Genomic DNA, 16,280 nt, shown 5'->3' with positions numbered 1-16,280 from the left:
AGGGTAAATGTATTCGGACAGCCCTTAAAATATCCCATAAAAGACTTAAGTTTTTGGCTCAACTATGGCATGATAGAGAAAGACTTACAAAGGAAGCGAGGAACAAAGATCATGGCATTAGACGGCATCGTCACCCATGCAATCACGCATGACCTACAGCGCTGTGTCGGAGCGCGTATACATAAGATCCACCAACCTACCAATCATGAGCTGGTTTTTAGCATTCGCGGAGCTGGCATGCAGGGCAAATTGCTCTTGTCTGCCAACCCGACCTACCCAAGGGTGCACTGGACTACCGGTACGTACGTCAACCCTATGGAAGCGCCTATGTTTTGCATGCTGCTTCGCAAGCATTGCGAAAGCGGAACGATAGAGTCCGTTCGTCAAGTTGGGCGTGAGCGTATCATTCATATCGAGGTCAAACATCGGGACGAGCTTGGAGATTTATCGAATAAAACGATTGTTGTGGAAATTATGGGGCGTCACAGCAACATTATTTTGATGGATCCTTCAACTGGCATCATTCACGATGGTATTCATCATGTTACGCCAGCGATAAGCAGTCACCGTATCGTATTGCCCGGCAGCAGCTACACCTCTCCGCCAGAGCAAGGCAAGATGGATCCGCTAACGATTGTAAACGAGCAGCAGTTTTTGGACGTACTTAGCGACACGGATGAAACAGCACCTCTTTATAAGAGGCTTGTTGACAAGCTAAGCGGCTTTAGCCCTTTGCTCGCCAAGGAGCTTGTTCATCGGGCGCAAGCAGGTTCACTTCCGGATGCTGAAGAAGGATCTGAGCAAAGCCTAGCTGCTGTTTGGAACAGCTTCTCAAGCTTTATGGAACAAGTAGGTCAGGACAACTATAAGCCAACTATTAAAACAAATTTAGATACCGGCAAATCATTTTTCTCAGTCACAGAGCTTACACATATCGATGGAGAAGAAACAGTATTCCCAGACATTAGTGCATGCCTAGAAGGGTTCTACGGCAACAAGGCCGAACGAGATACCGTTAAGCAGCGTGCTGCTGATCTCATCCGATTCGTTCAAAATGAAAAAGCAAAAAACATTACAAAAATCAAAAAGCTTGAGGATACGCTTGTAGAAGCGAAGGATGCTGAGAAATATAGGGTGCTCGGCGAGCTTCTTACCGCTTATATGCATCAAATGAAGCGTGGCGACACTACAATTGAGCTCATCAACTTCTATGACGAGGAGCAAGCAGTGGTAAAGATTGATCTTGACCCGCATCTTACTCCTTCTGACAACGCGCAGCGTTATTTCCGGCGTTACACGAAGCACAAAAACAGTCTATCCATCGTAGCAGAACAAATGGAGCTGGCTCGCAACGAAATTCAATATTTTGAAACGCTGCTGCAGCAGGTGGATAACGCCTCACTTGGCGATATTGGCGAAATTCGTGATGAACTCGTGGAACAGGGCTATATGAAGGAACGCGGCAGACGCGGACCAAAGAAGAAAAAAGCACTTAAGCCAACTCTGCTATGCTACACCTCCTCAGAGGGTGTAACGATGTACGTTGGCAAAAACAATACACAAAACGAATATTTAACGAACCGTCTTGCATCACCTTCCGATACGTGGCTTCATACGAAGGATATCCCAGGTTCGCATGTCGTCATAAAAGGGGGAGACTTTGGTAATGCAACGCTCGAAGAAGCTGCCATGCTCTCTGCACATTATAGTCAGGCTCGCGACTCCAGCTCGATTCCAGTTGACTATACAACCATACGGCATGTACGCAAACCAAGCGGCGCAAAACCTGGTTTTGTCATCTATGACAATCAGAAAACGTTGTTTATTACACCGGACGAGCGACGTATCAAATCGCTGGCATGCCAGTTGAAATAGACAGCATCTGTGCGGCTACTACAGTCTCCTCTGCTGCTTGCAACATTACAATGATGTAAATATGGCGGAGGAGATGTATGCAACTTTACTTTGTTGAATTCTTAGTGTAGCCGCTGCCAACACTTAGACTGCAATTTATGCAGTAGAATCCACATATGAAAGTGGCCCAAGCAGCTGCGTTGCAGTTTTTCCAGCAGAAATCACCATTTTCAACTGGCTAGTTACACCTTTGGCCGTTTTGTTGCAGTTTAACAATGTAACCTCACTTTCCATGTATCATGTCAGGATTCTGTTGTAGTTTCTGCAACGCAAGATAGAATTAGCTTGCACGATCATTCGATTTTGGAGTTTCCCTTTCATATTGGTTATTCCATAACACCAAGTATGTTCGATAAAAACGAATATCTATGAAGTCATTTACCATCCTCAAAAAAACGTCCGCAAACGCAAAAAGAAGCGATCTAAAGGTTTTAAGCCCATAAGATTGCTTCTTTTTATGCCTATTGGTACGAAATTTAAATTTAAGCTCTCTACTCTGAACGCTGCAGCTGTCGCAAAACACTAGCATTTACGGTACGGCTGCCCACCTCACCATGAAATACAACACCTTGACGCGATCCATGGAAATCCGAGCCGCCTGTGACGATCAACTGGGAGTTCGCTGCAAGCTGCCCATACCTTAGCTCTTCTTCTGGCCCGTGATCCGAATGGAACACTTCAATGCCCTGAACGCCATAACGTATCAATTCTTCAACTAAAGAATCATTGTTATATAAACCAGGATGCGCGATAACACTTGTGCCTCCAGCTTCTCGTATCCAATCAATAGCCTCAAACGGGGTCAGTCTCGGAATGTTGACATAAGCCGCTGCGCCGGCAGCCAAAAAACGATCAAATGCTTCTTTCATATTCAAAACGACACCTTTGCGGATAAGTGCCGCAGCAATATGAGGACGACCGATACTAACTTCAGCTGCCTGCAGCTCCTCCTTCGTACTTTCACCGTGAGCAGCAGCGATAACTTCCTCCATCGACAGCGTGATACCAAGCTCACTTAATTTATTTAAGATCATTTCATTCCGTTGATCTCTTAGTCCCCGCAAACTTGAAAGACGTGATAACCACTTCTCGTCATCATTATTCGTGTAATAACCGAGAATATGAATATCCGTTCCGTCTGCTACCGTGCTCACCTCAACACCAGGAACAACCGTAATGTTTAATCGCTCGCCTTCAAGCAATGCTTCTGTTACACCAGCCACCGTATCGTGATCTGTGATAGCAATCGCTGCTAGACCCACCTCTTTGGCTAGCCGAACATTATCGGCAGGGCTTTGCATGCCATCCGAAGCAGTCGTGTGCGTATGCAAATCAGCAAGTCCGTTAATTAGAGCCATTGCTGCAAATCCCTCTCTCTCAAAAAGCTTAGAAATGTAACAGCCGATATCGGCAATATAGCTGATTTTAAATAAATCGAATAAAACTGACGTTGAAACTTGGAATCAGAAACTTTAATCATCCGAATTAAATCCAGTGCTACCTCATGTTTTACAGATGATGATGAGATAAAGGATATCCCAAGACCCGCTTCAACTGCAGACTTTACAGCTCCTGTGCTGCCCAGCTCCATTATGATCTTCATCGATGCAGGATCTATATTTTTCTTTCTCAACTGCTCCTCCATGACAAGCCTTGTCCCGGAGCCTTGCTCACGCAAAACGAAAGGATATTCCATAGCTTCTTCCAGTGTAACCGATTCTCGATCAGCTAATGGATGCGATTGCGATACGATCAACCTAAGCTCATCGTTCATTACCGCCTCCATATGCATATCGGGATGATTAACTGGTGCCTCAATTAAACCAAAATTAAGCTGGTGGTTTAAAATATCTTCCATGATTTGCGATGTATTCATGACTTTCATACTAATCGATATATGCGGATACTCCTGTCCAAACGGACCCAGCAAGCGCGGTAAAATGTATTCACCTATCGTTAAGCTCGACCCGAGCTGCAATCTTCCCTTCAACTGCTTCGTGAAAGCAGACATTGCCTGATCTGTATCACGAATAAGATCGATGCTCCTCTGCGCGTACGGCATAAGAGCCCTTCCAGCTTCCGTAAGCTCGATTCGTTTCGTTGAGCGCTGGAGCAGCTTCGTGCCAAAATAATCCTCTAGTGACTGCACTTGCATCGTTACGGCAGGCTGAGTCATATGTAAAGATTGCGCTGCAGCTGAAAAACTGCCACGTTCCGCAACCGTGCAAAAAATGTGCAGTTGATGAAAATTAAGCGCCAAGTTCAATCATCCTTTCTTCTGGTGCTTATTATACTATAAACCTTGTACAGAATCTTACAACACCAACAAAAAAAGCGTGCAATCTGTTTTAGGATTGGACGCTCCACTCTTCTTTATATAGTTATAAAGTCTCATTTTCGCTTTCTACTGCTTTTGACAAGCGTCATGCGCCGTGAATGACGAAGCCACGAGTAATAGGACTTTAAGTCCCTTAGCTCAATCGTTTCTGACATTCGACCAAGGAAGGTTACTATGATCATTTTATGTAGCGGAGTTCCCGTAATATCCATTTCTGTCATTGAATCCGCAAATTCGGCAACAAACACGAGATCATCGTCAATTAAATAAACATCCTGTTCATTGCGGTAGTAAGGCTCGATGCGGTCTTCTTTCAAGCATTCCCATAAATATTCAGCTATATCTTCATAACCGGTTTTCTCGCTTTCAACCCGGTCAAGCCAACGACTTTTGGCATGGTTTGTAATAACGATATCCGCTACTTTTTTGTCACCGAGATCAATATAAAACGACTCATATGTGTTCCATCTTCTAGTCATTCTATCTTTCACTTCGCAACCTACTCCTTCCAAAGAACCAGGGCTTTTATACTATGAATTTAATTCCATTCTATCACGATTGTCCGATATTTCAACAAAAAATTAAAGTCCGACCATATATGTAAATTTTTAGTTATAGTAATAAAAAAAAGACGTTTCCCAGTGTTACTCGACACTGAGAAGCGTCTTTTTATGCTTGTTTTGAAATATTCACCAATACTTCGTTTATCATACGAGTTAAGCTGCCTGAAAGAGTCGCCATCAATTAACGATCCCACTCAACAATGCAGCTATAAACTGTAAAATCTCGTTTTATCTTCGCTGTCTTTACTGTACTCCGTCTTGATCTCATTTCGATACGAACGTTCAATCTTCCGTACGTACGAAAGCTTCCCCATCTGCCGCACAGCCTCTTCAGAGCGTTCCGCATTCATATACATCACTACGTAATGCATCTTCCGCGACATATAATGAACCGTCCCGAACCTCTCCAGTGACCTTGCCGCTTTCAAATCACTTACCCATACGATATAACCTGTTCGATCCGGTAGCATCTTTTCCCTCCTCAAAAGTTTGCGTAGCAAACCTCACTTCGTAAGCACTCACTTAGGTTGGTTTGTGCAACAAATCTAAGTGAATAATTCATTCTAATTCACTTTTATGGCATCTAATTAGCCACAACCGCCGCTTCCACAGCTGCATGAACCGCCGCTTCCGCAACTTCCACCGCCGGCAGCTTTTTCATTGCCAGGCACTTTAATATTGTCCGAAACGGACTCCGCTATCGTGCGGGATACATCATAAAGCATTTCATCGACAATCTGCTCAGCAAGCTTGAAGCGGCGAACGCTTTCAATTTCGCTTAGTTCCCGTTCGATTTGCTTCATTTTGTCTTTCGCTTCGTTATAGTCAGGATGAAAGCGTCCGAATCGTTGGCATTCTTCAAACAGTACCTTCGCTTTCTCGAACCGTTTGGTTATTTGCTTCACTTCTTCGTCTTCATTCACTGTCGACTTCCAATATAAATATTCGGCAACTTCCGCCGATTGATTAATCGAATCACCTAGATCATAGGCGCAAAGCAGCAACGACGCCATGTCGAGAGAAGAAACGCCGCCTTGCGGTTGCTCCAACTGAATAGCTGTTAAACCTTCAGCAGTTGGCATTTATCCACCTCATTCCCATTCGCTAAATTCTACACTATCATATCATATTTAATTAGCCAATAGATAGAGATTATATTGGGCTGCCTTGACCTGGAATAACTAACCGCATCTCTGCCCACATATCAGGTGTCAACCTGATCAGCTCTCGCTGCGGGTCATCACGCAGAAGCCCAACGACAGCCCATCCATCACCCTGCTGCTCCAGCTTCTCTGGTACAAAGGAACGAAGTTCTTTTTCCATGCAGAGCTGAACAGGCGTTTGCCATTGCAAAGCTTTTTCGATAAGCTCTTTTCTTGTCGAGTGGTGATAGGCGCGCAGCTGCTTTGTCCACATCGTTGGCACCAGCTCCACTTCTGAAAACGATAAAAGCTTTTTCCTAGCCTCGAAATCACTCAGTTCATAATGATGGAGCGAAAAAGATTCATAAATAAATGATGGAACCTGTGTTTTAGATTCCTTCTCAGGCTGCTGTTCTAGTGAGCTTGATTGATCACTCTCATTGCTTATATAGGGATAACAATGCGCATCATCATCTGTACTTGTTTGAACCATTTTGCGGGCAGGATATCCCGCCTTTTGCAATAATACTCTTATCTCACTTATTTTTGATTTATCAACGATGTAATCCAATTGACCAAGCTTCTGGATCAGCAAAGGAGCAATGCTACGATCATTTTCAACGATGTCCGCCATCTCTACACTATCGCAGCGCAGTAAAGCAACCTCTGCGAATTCAACACGGCAAGCACGACTCGTCCATACTTCCAATAGTGCTTCCACCGTAGTTGGCAAACGATCTCCTCCAGATGCTTGCTCGAGAAAGGACTGTATGGAAGTCCGTGATCTTCCTTGCTCCAACGCTCGTGAAATCGACGCAGCCTCAAGCCGATAAACGGAAACCTGCTCATCTGATTTGCGTTCCGCAATCAGCTCCAGTTCCCATCTCATCCAGAAGGGACATTCTGGTTGTGCGATCAACTCTCCATTTGGCTGAACGGCAACAACAGCAAGCGTTTCGAGTACCCTCTCCCGTCTCTCCGCAGACAAAGGAGCAGCCGATCTCCATCTGAAAAATAACGCAGTCCCATCTGATTGCTTGCAATCGACAAGTTCCATCCAGCCTAAGTTGTGCCATAAGCCATACCAGCTATGAACGGAAAACGTTCGATTTGGGTTATGATCCATGCCATCATCAGTGAATAAACGATTCTCTTGCAGCCAAGCTTCCACACTCTGATTAGAATACCATTCCCCTGTCTGCTGGATCGTCAAAGAGGCAGCCAAATGTGCACTTCCTCCTGCGGATGGAAGCAGCAGCGTTAAACACCAGTTCATTAACTGATGCTCTCGCTCTGCCTCATCAAGGTTAAGCCACTCTCTAAGCTTCGCCTCATTCCATTTCAATGCTCCATCCACTGCCGTTATTAGTCCGAAAGCAGAGCCAGCTTCCAGTACAAAAGCTATCTGCACAGGATAAATGTCAGAATGGGACCATTTCATATCAAATGATTTAAGCCAGCACTCCTCTAAATCTGTAGCCTGCAGCAGCTTAGTAATCGTTTTTTTGGGAAGAGTACCGTTTGCCGTTAATACCAAGCCGCTACTCCCTAATATGGAAAAAGCACAAAGCAGCTGCCTGCCTAGCGGTCTGCAATAAGTACGCATGACACCACCCATTAGTATCTCCCGAACATAGGCAGGCAATGGCTCTGCTTTGTATGGGAATAACACCCTCTGCCAACCAGCGAAACTTTCTACGGGCAAAAAATACAGGCTCTCCCCCCATACTTTTTGAACCGTGAATAAAACACCCGCTTCTTCAAGATCAGAAAGTCCCAGCTGACATTCCGCTCCGGAGAGACTTGTGTTCTTTCGAAGCCCTCTAAGGAGCCGTTCACCGTCTACTGGCGCAGCTGCAAAGTGGCGCAGCATTTCCCTTAATACTACTACTGCATCCCGTGACAGCATTGCAGCGACTTCCTTAATGGTTTCATCATCTACCGCTGCTTCGGTCCATGTTAGCCCTCTTTGACCAGCCTTCTGCCATAGAGGTCCTTGCATCATATAATCCAAGCGCTCAGTGGAGAGCTTGCCTAGCAGCTGTTTCATTTTCATAGAGCAGCGGCCTCCTCAAGCTTGACATTATCATGCGGCAAGCTAAGTCTCTCATAGTGATAGCCTTGCTCCAGCATGAAAAGCTGTCTTTTCATCGCAAATTCTGTTTCTTTCGTTTGATCTGTTACGATCGTATAAAACCATGCACAATTATTGACGGCTTTCGGCCTTAGTAATCTCCCAATTCGCTGCGCCTCCTCTTGCCGTGAGCCAAAGCTGCCGGATAGCTGAATGGCGACGGAGGCGTCAGGCAAATCCACAGCGAAATTGGCCACTTTCGATACGATTAACACCGATATGTCACCTGCTTTAAAGCTGTCGTATAGCATCTGCCGCTCCTTCTGCGGCACCTCTCCGGTAAGTAAGGGAGCGCCGATCTCGGCAGACAATTCATGCAGCTGATGCAAATACTGACCGATGATTAGAGTCGGTTTGCCTGCATGTTCCCGCAATAACTGCTCTACAACCTGGATTTTGGCGGGGTTTTCCGCTGCCAATCTGAGCTTAGAACGCGCGGTTGCCTGTGCGTACATTGCCGCAATATTTTTATGTAGTGGAACCCTTATCTCCGTGCAGGATACTGCAGCTATATGCGCACTAGCCTCTGCTGTCTTCCATTGCATGTCAAATTGCTTCGGACCGATTAAAGAATATACATCTTCCGCGCAGCCATCCTCACGTACGAGTGTGGCAGTTAATCCTAATCTACGTGTCGCTTGTATATCCGCAGTCATCCTAAACACTGGAGCTGGCAGTAAATGTACTTCATCGTAAATAATAAGCCCCCAATCCCGCTCGGAGAAAAGCTTCATATGCGTAAAAGGAGCCTCTTTCGATCTTCGATGCGTCAAAATATTGTAAGTCGCTATCGTCACAGGGCGGACCTGCTTCAATGTGCCGCAATATTCACCCACATCCGAATCAGTCAGCGACGTTTTATCCAGCAGCTCGTCCTTCCATTGTTTAACGGAGGTTGAGTTAGACGTGAGAATAAGCGTTGCTCTTCCCAAACGGGACAATGCAGCAATACCTACAATTGTTTTTCCAGCGCCGCAAGGAAGTACGATAACTCCGCTTCCGCCTTGCACCGTGCCTTCCTTATAAAAAAGCTCGACAGCAGCCTGCTGATAGTCTCTTAACTTAAAACTTCGATTACGCAGTGTATGCGCCCTCAGCTCTACCTCAAGCTCCTCGCCAGCATGATAGCCTGCTAGATCGATGACAGGATATCCAAGACGTGTAAGCTCCTGCTTCAAGGCGCCTCTACAGCCCTCGTCAAGCTCCCAATCAGCATGCGATCGAACTCTCACCCAACTCATAACGGTGGAATGTTCTGAAAGCTCATCCAAAATCGCCTGTTCTCCGTGCAAAATCAACCTATTCGATTCCGTGGATAACCATAGCTTGCCATACCTGCTTATCAGCTTCCGAATCATAACCTCCGCTTGGAAAGGCAGTTCATACCTGCTGTATTCCGTTAACCAACCAACGATATCGTCCTCCGTAATACCTGCAGCTGCTGCATTCCAGAGCGTCAAGGGGGTCATACGATAAGTATGGATAGCTCCTGCTCTTTTTATTGCGTCCATGAAGAGAACGAGCTTATCTCTAGCTTGCTGTGCATGCGGTTTGCGCTCATCAAGCAGAACCATTAAATCCGATTGTACGATTAATGGCCTTTCATTTAGATCCTGCATCATTCTCCTCCTTCAAGGTTTGTCTAACCTGAGCCACAAAAAATGACCTAAATCATGCTCTTCCTCACAGTATGAAGAAATTAACACTATTTTATGCTAGAACTATCTGGACAACTGCGCGATTTTAATGTGCAAAATGTGTTATAGTAATAAGTAGATTTTATATAGACTGCAAATTGGGGTGGAGGTACCACATCTATGAAAAGAATTATAATCATTCTCCTCATGCTCATTTGCATGCCGCTTGCCGGCTGTACAGCCATTTCCGAGCTTTCTTCGAACGTTATACAAACCAACCAATGGTATCAGGTAGCTGGATTTATAGATGGTGATACTTTCAAAATCAAAACCGGTTCTAGTGAGACGACGATTCGGCTTCTTTATGTAGATACGCCGGAGACCAAAAAACAAGATAGCCCTGTTGAGCCATTCGGACCAGAAGCCTCTGCTTTTACTGAGAAGCTTTTGACGGAGTCGCAAGAAGTTAGACTTACCTTCGACAAAGAGCTTAAAGATCGCTACGATCGCACGCTGGCGATTGTCGAGCTGAAGGACGGCCGAATATTAAACGAGGCGCTCATTGAGGAAGGTCTTGCTAAGGTACTCATTGTTGAACCAAACGTCAAGATGGAAAACGCATACAAACAGCTGGAACAACAAGCCGAACAAGCTAAGCAAGGTTTATGGAGCAACGACGCCGAAATTAGTCACACTAGTTTCCCTGTTAAAAAAGCGGCACGAAGCGGCATAATGATTGAGGTGGACAAACAAGCTGAGCTTGTCACCATAATGAATACGACAGATGAAGCGATTCATATGAAGGGCTGGAAGCTGGTCAGCGTACGTGGTAATCAAACGTATCCGTTTGGACTTTATGTTCTGGGCGCTCATCAGGAAGTCATTATCTCCTCTGCAGATGAGGTGCGATCTTCGGATGACGACCTGCTCCAATGGGGAGCAACAAATATTTGGAACAATAAAGAATCAGACCCAGCAGAGCTCTATAACGAACTTAATGAATTAGTAGCTGTATGGGAGGATAAATAACAAATAAGGCTGTCCAGGCGCGTATAACAACGCACTTGGACAGCCTTATTTATATTAATGAAAAGTTGGAGACGCTGCGGAACCCTCTTGCTCCGAGATAGCACTAAGCGCCGCTCCAGCTTCATCAACAAATATTTCTCGAACAGCCAGGTCACCAATTGCAAGAACTCCGACTAACTCGCCACCATCCACTACTGGAAGCCTTCGTATCTGTTTGGAAGCCATTAATTCGGCAGCCTCATCGGCAGATGTGGCTGAAGTTATTGTATCCACATCCGTACTCATGACATCAGCGACCGCCGTTGACCCCTGACGCTTCTCCGCATATCCCCGTACGACCAAATCACGGTCAGTAACTACTCCAACCAGTTTCTTGCCTTCTACTATTGGAATAAAGCCGATATCATTTTCCTTCATTTTCAAGGCAAGCTCATATACATTGTCAAGCAGCGTCGCCGTGACACAGTCTGTAGACATGATTTGTTTAATGGTTTTCAACTAGAATACCTCCTCGGATATAAGTTCGAGGTTTAGCATATCCGTTTTCGAACCTAATCATCCGTCTTTAAGCTGATAAAACAGTCCCGCCAGCATAATCCTCAGCCATACCAATCAGAAGCCGTGCTGCACGCTGCATCGCCCTCTCGTCAATGTCAAACTTCGGGTGATGATGCGCATAAGTCGCGCCGCAGCTATCATTGCCAGCACCGACAAATATAAAGCAGCCAGGCACCTTTTCCAAATAATACGAGAAATCCTCCGCCACCGTAATCGCTTCCGACCGAACAATCGCACTTTCGCCAAACAGCCTTTCGCCAACTTTGAAGAATCGTTCAGCTTCCGCTACATCGTTGACAACGGGTGGATAACCAATCCTCATCTGATAATCGAATTCGGCGCCATGCATTTGGCAGACATGCGTGACAAGCGACTCCAACCGATCATGAATCATCATTCTCGTCTGCTCGTCAAACGATCTGACCGTTCCTTTCAGCCTGCATCGCTCCGCAATGACATTATTGGTAGTACCCGCTTGGAAAGAGCCGATTGTCACAACTGCCGGATGCAAGGGGTTCACATTGCGGCTCACAATGGATTGTACAGATTGAACAAGCGTAGATCCGATCATAATCGCATCGATTGCTTGATGCGGCAATCCCCCATGACCGCCACGTCCAATAATATCAATAACGAATTCATCCGCAGCTGACATAAATGCTCCTGGTTTGGACGAAACGACACCATAAGCGAGCGGCGTCCACAAATGTACGCCATAAATAACATCTACCCCATCCAGCGCTCCATCCTTAATCATTGGAACTGCTCCGCCAGGAGTAACCTCTTCGGCTGGCTGGAACAAAAGCCTGCGTTCGCCGTAAATAGTGGATCGATTCGCCGAATAATAAGATGCAATAGCTAAAAGCGTAGATGTATGTGCATCATGACCACATGCGTGCATAACGTTCGGTACCTTAGACGCATATTCACAGATTTTCTCATCTTGAATAGGAAGAGCATCGATGTCTGCGCGCAGCGCGATGACTGGGCCTGGCTGATCTCCTTTTATGGTTGCAATTAATCCGTGTCCGCCAACCCCTGTCTGGACCTCGATATCCAGTTCACTTAATTGGCTGGCAATCCAGCTTGACGTTACGCGTTCATGAAACGACAACTCTGGATATTGATGAAGATGTCTGCGCCAACGAATCATTTTGGGAAAAAGCTGCTCAAGTTGTAGATCTACAATATCCTCTGTTTGCAAATCGCAAACCTCCTAACATTTTCGAAAAACTAAATTGTGTTGTAAGCTTGCTCTCTGTTCATTTATACAAAGTTCTACTCGAAAGTACATGCTTCCGAACGAATGAAATCATTTCATTTAGTTTACCAGATGGAAGCCTTGATTAGGAAGCATATGCGTCACTAAATCGATCGGATTATTAGTTTTCTTCAAAATGTCACTTTTGTTCACAACAAGGGGTGGGAGTAAGGGTTGCGCTTGCTGGGGAAACATACTATCATGAGAAAAGAATGTACAACTCTGTCTTTTGAAATGGAAGCATATGCTAGTAAAGTCAGTTTTGCTTCACAAAACCTTTGGGAGGAACTACCATGATTATTGAAAATACCGGCTTAAACGGTGTTAAGAGCGAACTAGACCATTTAGACGAATCTGCTGAAAAAGTTGGTTTTGTCCGTTGGCAATGGGAATATTATCGCGCTACATACGATTTGAAACTTGAGGATCGCGCTAGCGGCTCCGATTATTATTTAAGAATTACAACAAGAGCTATTGAAGGCAAGCTTGAATCGCCTCATGCTGTTCTTATTATTGAATCCGTCTACATTGGACGCTCCACATTCCCGCATGGTCTTGAATATGAGTCACCGATCCCGCAGCCCATTATGAGTACGGCGACACAAAGACTTCAGCAATTGAAACAATTGTTAGTGTAACGGTGCTGACATGAAAGCCACGCAGAACGGTAGCCGTGGAAGACCGGACTTTCTGCTTCTCATTTTGACTCTTCTGCTCGTTGGCTTCGGGCTTGTAATGGTATTCAGCGCAAGCTCAAGTGTCGCAGTCGTAACAGAAGATGATGCCATGTATTTCACCAAGCGCCAGTTCATGTGGGCTGGCCTTGGCATAATGGTTATGTTATTTATGATGAATTTGCGCTATCAGGTATTTAAACGCTTTTTCATGCTTTTTTTCATTCCTGTAGTTATAATGCTCGTACTCGTTCCTTTTATTGGTAAGGAGATCAATGGCGCACATAGCTGGTTCGGGATAGGGTCACTTGGCATACAGCCGACAGAGCCGGCTAAACTTGCTATCATATTGTATCTTGGTGCTCTTATAACGAAGAAGGGCGATAATTTTCGCAGTTTCAAAAAAGGGCTGCTGCCTGTTATCATTATCGTCGGCTTCGTTTGCGGCTTGATTATGATGCAGCCGGATCTTGGCTCCACTTTAGTGCTTGCTGCATGTGCTACGGTCATGATTTTGGCAGGTGGTGCGAATTTAAAGCAGGTATTTATGTCGGGAACGATTATCGGCGTCTTTCTTACCGTCATTTTCAGTATCTCGATGGCTATCAATCCAAAACCTTGGAAATACCGTATTGATCGGCTTACCGTATTTAGAGATCCGCTTAGCGATTCACAGGATACAGGTTGGCATCTCGTGTCGTCGCTGCAAGCCTTTGGTCACGGCGGTTTAACCGGTGCCGGATTCGGTGAAAGCGTCCAGAAGCTGCACTACTTGAAATATCCATACAATGATTTTATTTTTGCAATCATTGGTGAAGAATTAGGGTTTATTGGCAGCACCCTCTTCTTGCTCTTTTATTTATTATTCTTATGGCGTGGTCTCATCGTTGCGCTTCGCTGCCCTGATCATTACGGCACGGTTGTCGGTGTTGGAATTGTCGGCTTGATCGCCATTCAAGCTTTTGTCAACATTGGCGGCGTTACTGCTGCAATACCACTGACAGGCGTTACACTGCCGTTCATAAGCTACGGCGGCTCATCGCTGCTATTCTGTCTGATGTCTATCGGCGTATTGCTAAGCATATCGAGAGAAGCAAATCGAGTAGAACCTACAAAACGCTAATTGAATCAAAAAAAGGGTGCCTCTTTTAAAAAAGAGGCACCCTTTTTTATTTACTTCAATCGCTGCTGCTGGGCTTCTTCCAACTCTTCCTCTTTGAAGGCAACGCCCTCCACCTTCACATTCACTTCAACAACGTGCAGACCTGTCATGTTCTCAACAGATTCACGTACATTCAGCTGCAGCTGACGGCAAACCTCTTGAATCGGAATGCCATAATGAACAATAATACGAAGATCAATGGCTGCTTCCGTTGTTCCTACCTCAACAGACACACCTTTTTGCACATTTTTTCCACTCAGCCGTTTGGCGAGTCCTTCGGAAATTCCGCCCGACATTGCCGCAATACCTGGCGTTTCAAGCGCTGCGAGTCCAGCTATCGTTGCAACTACATCATCAGAGATTCGAATAAGACCCGTTTGAAGTTCTTCTGTCATCTGACTCACTCCTCATTTTGCCATATAGGCTTATTATAGCAGACGGACATTACCACAGCAAAGCTGAGTGTTAAAAGCTTTTGTGAACAAGGTGCTATTCGGACTAAATATTTATAAATTGATAATTCTTCCACCATTAGCGCTTGCTAGTTTTTGATTCACCGTCGTCACAAAGGAGTAAACCTTAAACATATTAATGTTAGCAAGCATAACAATTTCCTTTAGCTCCGCGTTTTCGTCTTTGTAATTGATTCCCTTACTTTTATTTTACATGTATCAGATAAATGTATCGAAAGCACCTCATTGCTGGTAAAGTTTACATGATTGCTTATTTCCGCTATAGTATTATCAGGTTTTCAGCAAATTTTTGAAGAGGTGAATGCTATGAATCAAAAGTTGTTTTTCTCAGGGTTAATCATCATGTTTGTACTAAGCGGAATCGGCCATTACGCCCATTGGGACAACACCGTCCAATTTGTCATTTCAGCCATCGCGATCATCTTTGTGGCCGGCTTTCTTGGTAAAGCTACCGAGAGTGTCGCGCATTATGCGGGGCAACGGCTGGGCGGCTTTCTAAATGCAACCTTCGGAAATGCCGCTGAGCTCATCATCGCGATATTTTTGATCAAAGCACAGCAATTCGATATGGTAAAAGCGAGTTTGACGGGAGCTATTATCGGAAATCTATTACTCGTTTTGGGTCTTAGCATATTGCTGGGTGGGTTGAAATATAAGGAGCAGAGCTTTAACGGCAGACTAGCTGATCACAACTCCACGCTTATGATCATGGCTGTCATTGGTCTCTTCGTGCCAGCCGTATTCGTTGTCTCAGAGAAGTTTTCGTTCGAGAAGGATCAGTTTCTAAGTCTTGCGGTTGCAGGCATTCTGATCTTAGCCTATATTTTGTGGCTTGTATTCTCAATGGTCACTCACAAGGATATGCTCGCTGATGAAGTCATGAACGCAGATCATGGCGAAGAACCAGCCTGGTCCAAAAGGAAGTCGATCTTCTTCCTCCTCCTAGCTACCGTTATGGTGGCCTTTGTGAGTGAATGGCTTGTACATACCCTTGATGCATTCAGCGAGAAATTTGGCCTATCTGAGTTGTTTATAGGGGCATTCGTAATCGCTATTGTCGGTAATGCTGCAGAACATAGCGCAGCTGTTATGTTGGCTATGAAAAATAAGATTGGCGCAGCTGTTGAAATCGCAATCGGCAGCAGCTTGCAAATCGCTTTATTCGTAGCTCCTGTGCTCATTCTCGTTAGTACATTATTCGGAAACACGATGGATATCGTATTCACACCAATCGAATTAACCGCAATCGGCGTATCCGTATTTATAGCAAAATCGGTATCGCGTGATGGGCGTACGAATTGGTATGAAGGTGTACTGCTTATTATGGTTTATGTCATTCTGGGTATTGCTTTCTACCTCGTATAAACAAAAAAAAGAGTAGTCTCCGATTGGAGG

At 45.1% G+C, this 16,280-nt stretch carries 15 protein-coding genes; 5 read left to right on the top strand and 10 right to left on the bottom strand.

All coding sequences use genetic code 11. The features are described from left to right. Positions 1 to 111 precede the first annotated feature (111 nt). Entirely contained in the window at positions 112 to 1,875 is a 1,764-nt protein-coding gene (locus tag AC787_RS27195) for an NFACT family protein (protein WP_054028061.1), read from the top strand. A gap of 530 nt (positions 1,876 to 2,405) precedes the next feature. On the opposite strand, the gene AC787_RS27190 is transcribed toward AC787_RS27195, so the two are convergent. The 7 genes from AC787_RS27190 to AC787_RS27160 all read right to left on the bottom strand — a co-directional run bounded on the left by AC787_RS27190 (position 2,406) and on the right by AC787_RS27160 (position 9,710). Beyond that, a complete protein-coding gene (locus tag AC787_RS27190; RefSeq protein ID WP_054028060.1) occupies positions 2,406 to 3,272 on the bottom strand; it encodes a PHP domain-containing protein in 867 nt (288 codons plus the stop codon). After that, positions 3,263 to 4,174, bottom strand: a complete 912-nt coding sequence (locus AC787_RS27185) for a selenium metabolism-associated LysR family transcriptional regulator (RefSeq protein ID WP_054028059.1) — start codon at positions 4,172 to 4,174, stop codon at positions 3,263 to 3,265. Before AC787_RS27185 ends, AC787_RS27190 begins: the two co-directional genes overlap by 10 nt. Before the next feature lie 131 nt (positions 4,175 to 4,305). Next, complete coding sequence (locus AC787_RS27180) at positions 4,306 to 4,731, bottom strand: hypothetical protein (RefSeq protein WP_414731008.1); 426 nt, start codon at positions 4,729 to 4,731, stop codon at positions 4,306 to 4,308. A gap of 290 nt (positions 4,732 to 5,021) precedes the next feature. Further along, entirely contained in the window at positions 5,022 to 5,285 is a 264-nt protein-coding gene (locus AC787_RS27175) for a YlbG family protein (protein ID WP_053375618.1), read from the bottom strand. A 117-nt stretch (positions 5,286 to 5,402) separates the two neighbouring features. After that, the gene (locus tag AC787_RS27170; protein WP_054028057.1) at positions 5,403 to 5,897 is read right to left on the bottom strand and encodes a YlbF family regulator; all 495 of its coding nucleotides are present in this window, start codon (positions 5,895 to 5,897) and stop codon (positions 5,403 to 5,405) included. A gap of 70 nt (positions 5,898 to 5,967) precedes the next feature. Further along, positions 5,968 to 8,013 (bottom strand): helicase-associated domain-containing protein, encoded by a 2,046-nt coding sequence (locus AC787_RS27165; RefSeq protein WP_054028056.1) that lies wholly within the window; start codon positions 8,011 to 8,013, stop codon positions 5,968 to 5,970. Beyond that, the gene (locus AC787_RS27160) at positions 8,010 to 9,710 is read right to left on the bottom strand and encodes a DNA repair helicase XPB (RefSeq protein WP_054028055.1); all 1,701 of its coding nucleotides are present in this window, start codon (positions 9,708 to 9,710) and stop codon (positions 8,010 to 8,012) included. Before AC787_RS27160 ends, AC787_RS27165 begins: the two co-directional genes overlap by 4 nt. Positions 9,711 to 9,908: 198 nt before the next feature. Between AC787_RS27160 and AC787_RS27155 the strand changes: the two genes are divergently transcribed. Further along, positions 9,909 to 10,757: a thermonuclease family protein gene (locus AC787_RS27155; protein WP_054028054.1), complete on the top strand. Its 849-nt coding sequence runs from the start codon at positions 9,909 to 9,911 to the stop codon at positions 10,755 to 10,757. Positions 10,758 to 10,811: 54 nt separating this feature from the next. Here AC787_RS27155 and AC787_RS27150 read toward each other — a convergent pair whose 3' ends face one another. Beyond that, positions 10,812 to 11,255, bottom strand: a complete 444-nt coding sequence (locus AC787_RS27150) for a CBS domain-containing protein (RefSeq protein WP_054028053.1) — start codon at positions 11,253 to 11,255, stop codon at positions 10,812 to 10,814. A 67-nt stretch (positions 11,256 to 11,322) separates the two neighbouring features. Then, entirely contained in the window at positions 11,323 to 12,519 is a 1,197-nt protein-coding gene (locus AC787_RS27145; RefSeq protein ID WP_414730999.1) for an amidohydrolase, read from the bottom strand. A gap of 350 nt (positions 12,520 to 12,869) precedes the next feature. Here AC787_RS27145 and AC787_RS27140 point away from each other — a divergent pair, with 350 nt between their 5' ends. Continuing rightward, positions 12,870 to 13,214, top strand: coding sequence for a YugN family protein (locus AC787_RS27140; RefSeq protein ID WP_054028052.1), 345 nt, complete (start codon positions 12,870 to 12,872; stop codon positions 13,212 to 13,214). A 10-nt stretch (positions 13,215 to 13,224) separates the two neighbouring features. Next, positions 13,225 to 14,373: a putative lipid II flippase FtsW gene (gene ftsW, locus AC787_RS27135; RefSeq protein ID WP_054028051.1), complete on the top strand. Its 1,149-nt coding sequence runs from the start codon at positions 13,225 to 13,227 to the stop codon at positions 14,371 to 14,373. A gap of 50 nt (positions 14,374 to 14,423) precedes the next feature. Here the strand turns inward: ftsW and AC787_RS27130 are convergent, their stop codons facing one another. Further along, complete coding sequence (locus AC787_RS27130) at positions 14,424 to 14,807, bottom strand: Asp23/Gls24 family envelope stress response protein (RefSeq protein ID WP_054028050.1); 384 nt, start codon at positions 14,805 to 14,807, stop codon at positions 14,424 to 14,426. A gap of 384 nt (positions 14,808 to 15,191) precedes the next feature. Between AC787_RS27130 and cax the strand changes: the two genes are divergently transcribed. After that, the gene (cax, locus tag AC787_RS27125; protein ID WP_054028049.1) at positions 15,192 to 16,250 is read left to right on the top strand and encodes a calcium/proton exchanger; all 1,059 of its coding nucleotides are present in this window, start codon (positions 15,192 to 15,194) and stop codon (positions 16,248 to 16,250) included. Positions 16,251 to 16,280: the final 30 nt, after the last annotated feature.

The sequence above is a fragment of the Bacillus sp. FJAT-28004 genome (assembly GCF_001280845.1).
Taxonomy (GTDB): Bacteria; Bacillota; Bacilli; order Paenibacillales; family Paenibacillaceae; genus Pristimantibacillus.
Note: the sequence above shows the minus strand (reverse complement) of the source record. Positions and strands in the feature narration are given on the sequence as shown.

Coding starts and splice junctions, on each gene's coding strand:
- AC787_RS27195 (WP_054028061.1), top strand. CDS start 112: ATGGCATTAGACGGCATCGTCACCCATGCAATCACGCATGACCTACAG.
- AC787_RS27190 (WP_054028060.1), bottom strand. CDS start 3,272: ATGGCTCTAATTAACGGACTTGCTGATTTGCATACGCACACGACTGCT.
- AC787_RS27180 (WP_414731008.1), bottom strand. CDS start 4,731: ATGACTAGAAGATGGAACACATATGAGTCGTTTTATATTGATCTCGGT.
- AC787_RS27175 (WP_053375618.1), bottom strand. CDS start 5,285: ATGCTACCGGATCGAACAGGTTATATCGTATGGGTAAGTGATTTGAAA.
- AC787_RS27170 (WP_054028057.1), bottom strand. CDS start 5,897: ATGCCAACTGCTGAAGGTTTAACAGCTATTCAGTTGGAGCAACCGCAA.
- AC787_RS27165 (WP_054028056.1), bottom strand. CDS start 8,013: ATGAAAATGAAACAGCTGCTAGGCAAGCTCTCCACTGAGCGCTTGGAT.
- AC787_RS27160 (WP_054028055.1), bottom strand. CDS start 9,710: ATGCAGGATCTAAATGAAAGGCCATTAATCGTACAATCGGATTTAATG.
- AC787_RS27155 (WP_054028054.1), top strand. CDS start 9,909: ATGAAAAGAATTATAATCATTCTCCTCATGCTCATTTGCATGCCGCTT.
- AC787_RS27140 (WP_054028052.1), top strand. CDS start 12,870: ATGATTATTGAAAATACCGGCTTAAACGGTGTTAAGAGCGAACTAGAC.
- ftsW (WP_054028051.1), top strand. CDS start 13,225: ATGAAAGCCACGCAGAACGGTAGCCGTGGAAGACCGGACTTTCTGCTT.
- AC787_RS27130 (WP_054028050.1), bottom strand. CDS start 14,807: ATGACAGAAGAACTTCAAACGGGTCTTATTCGAATCTCTGATGATGTA.
- cax (WP_054028049.1), top strand. CDS start 15,192: ATGAATCAAAAGTTGTTTTTCTCAGGGTTAATCATCATGTTTGTACTA.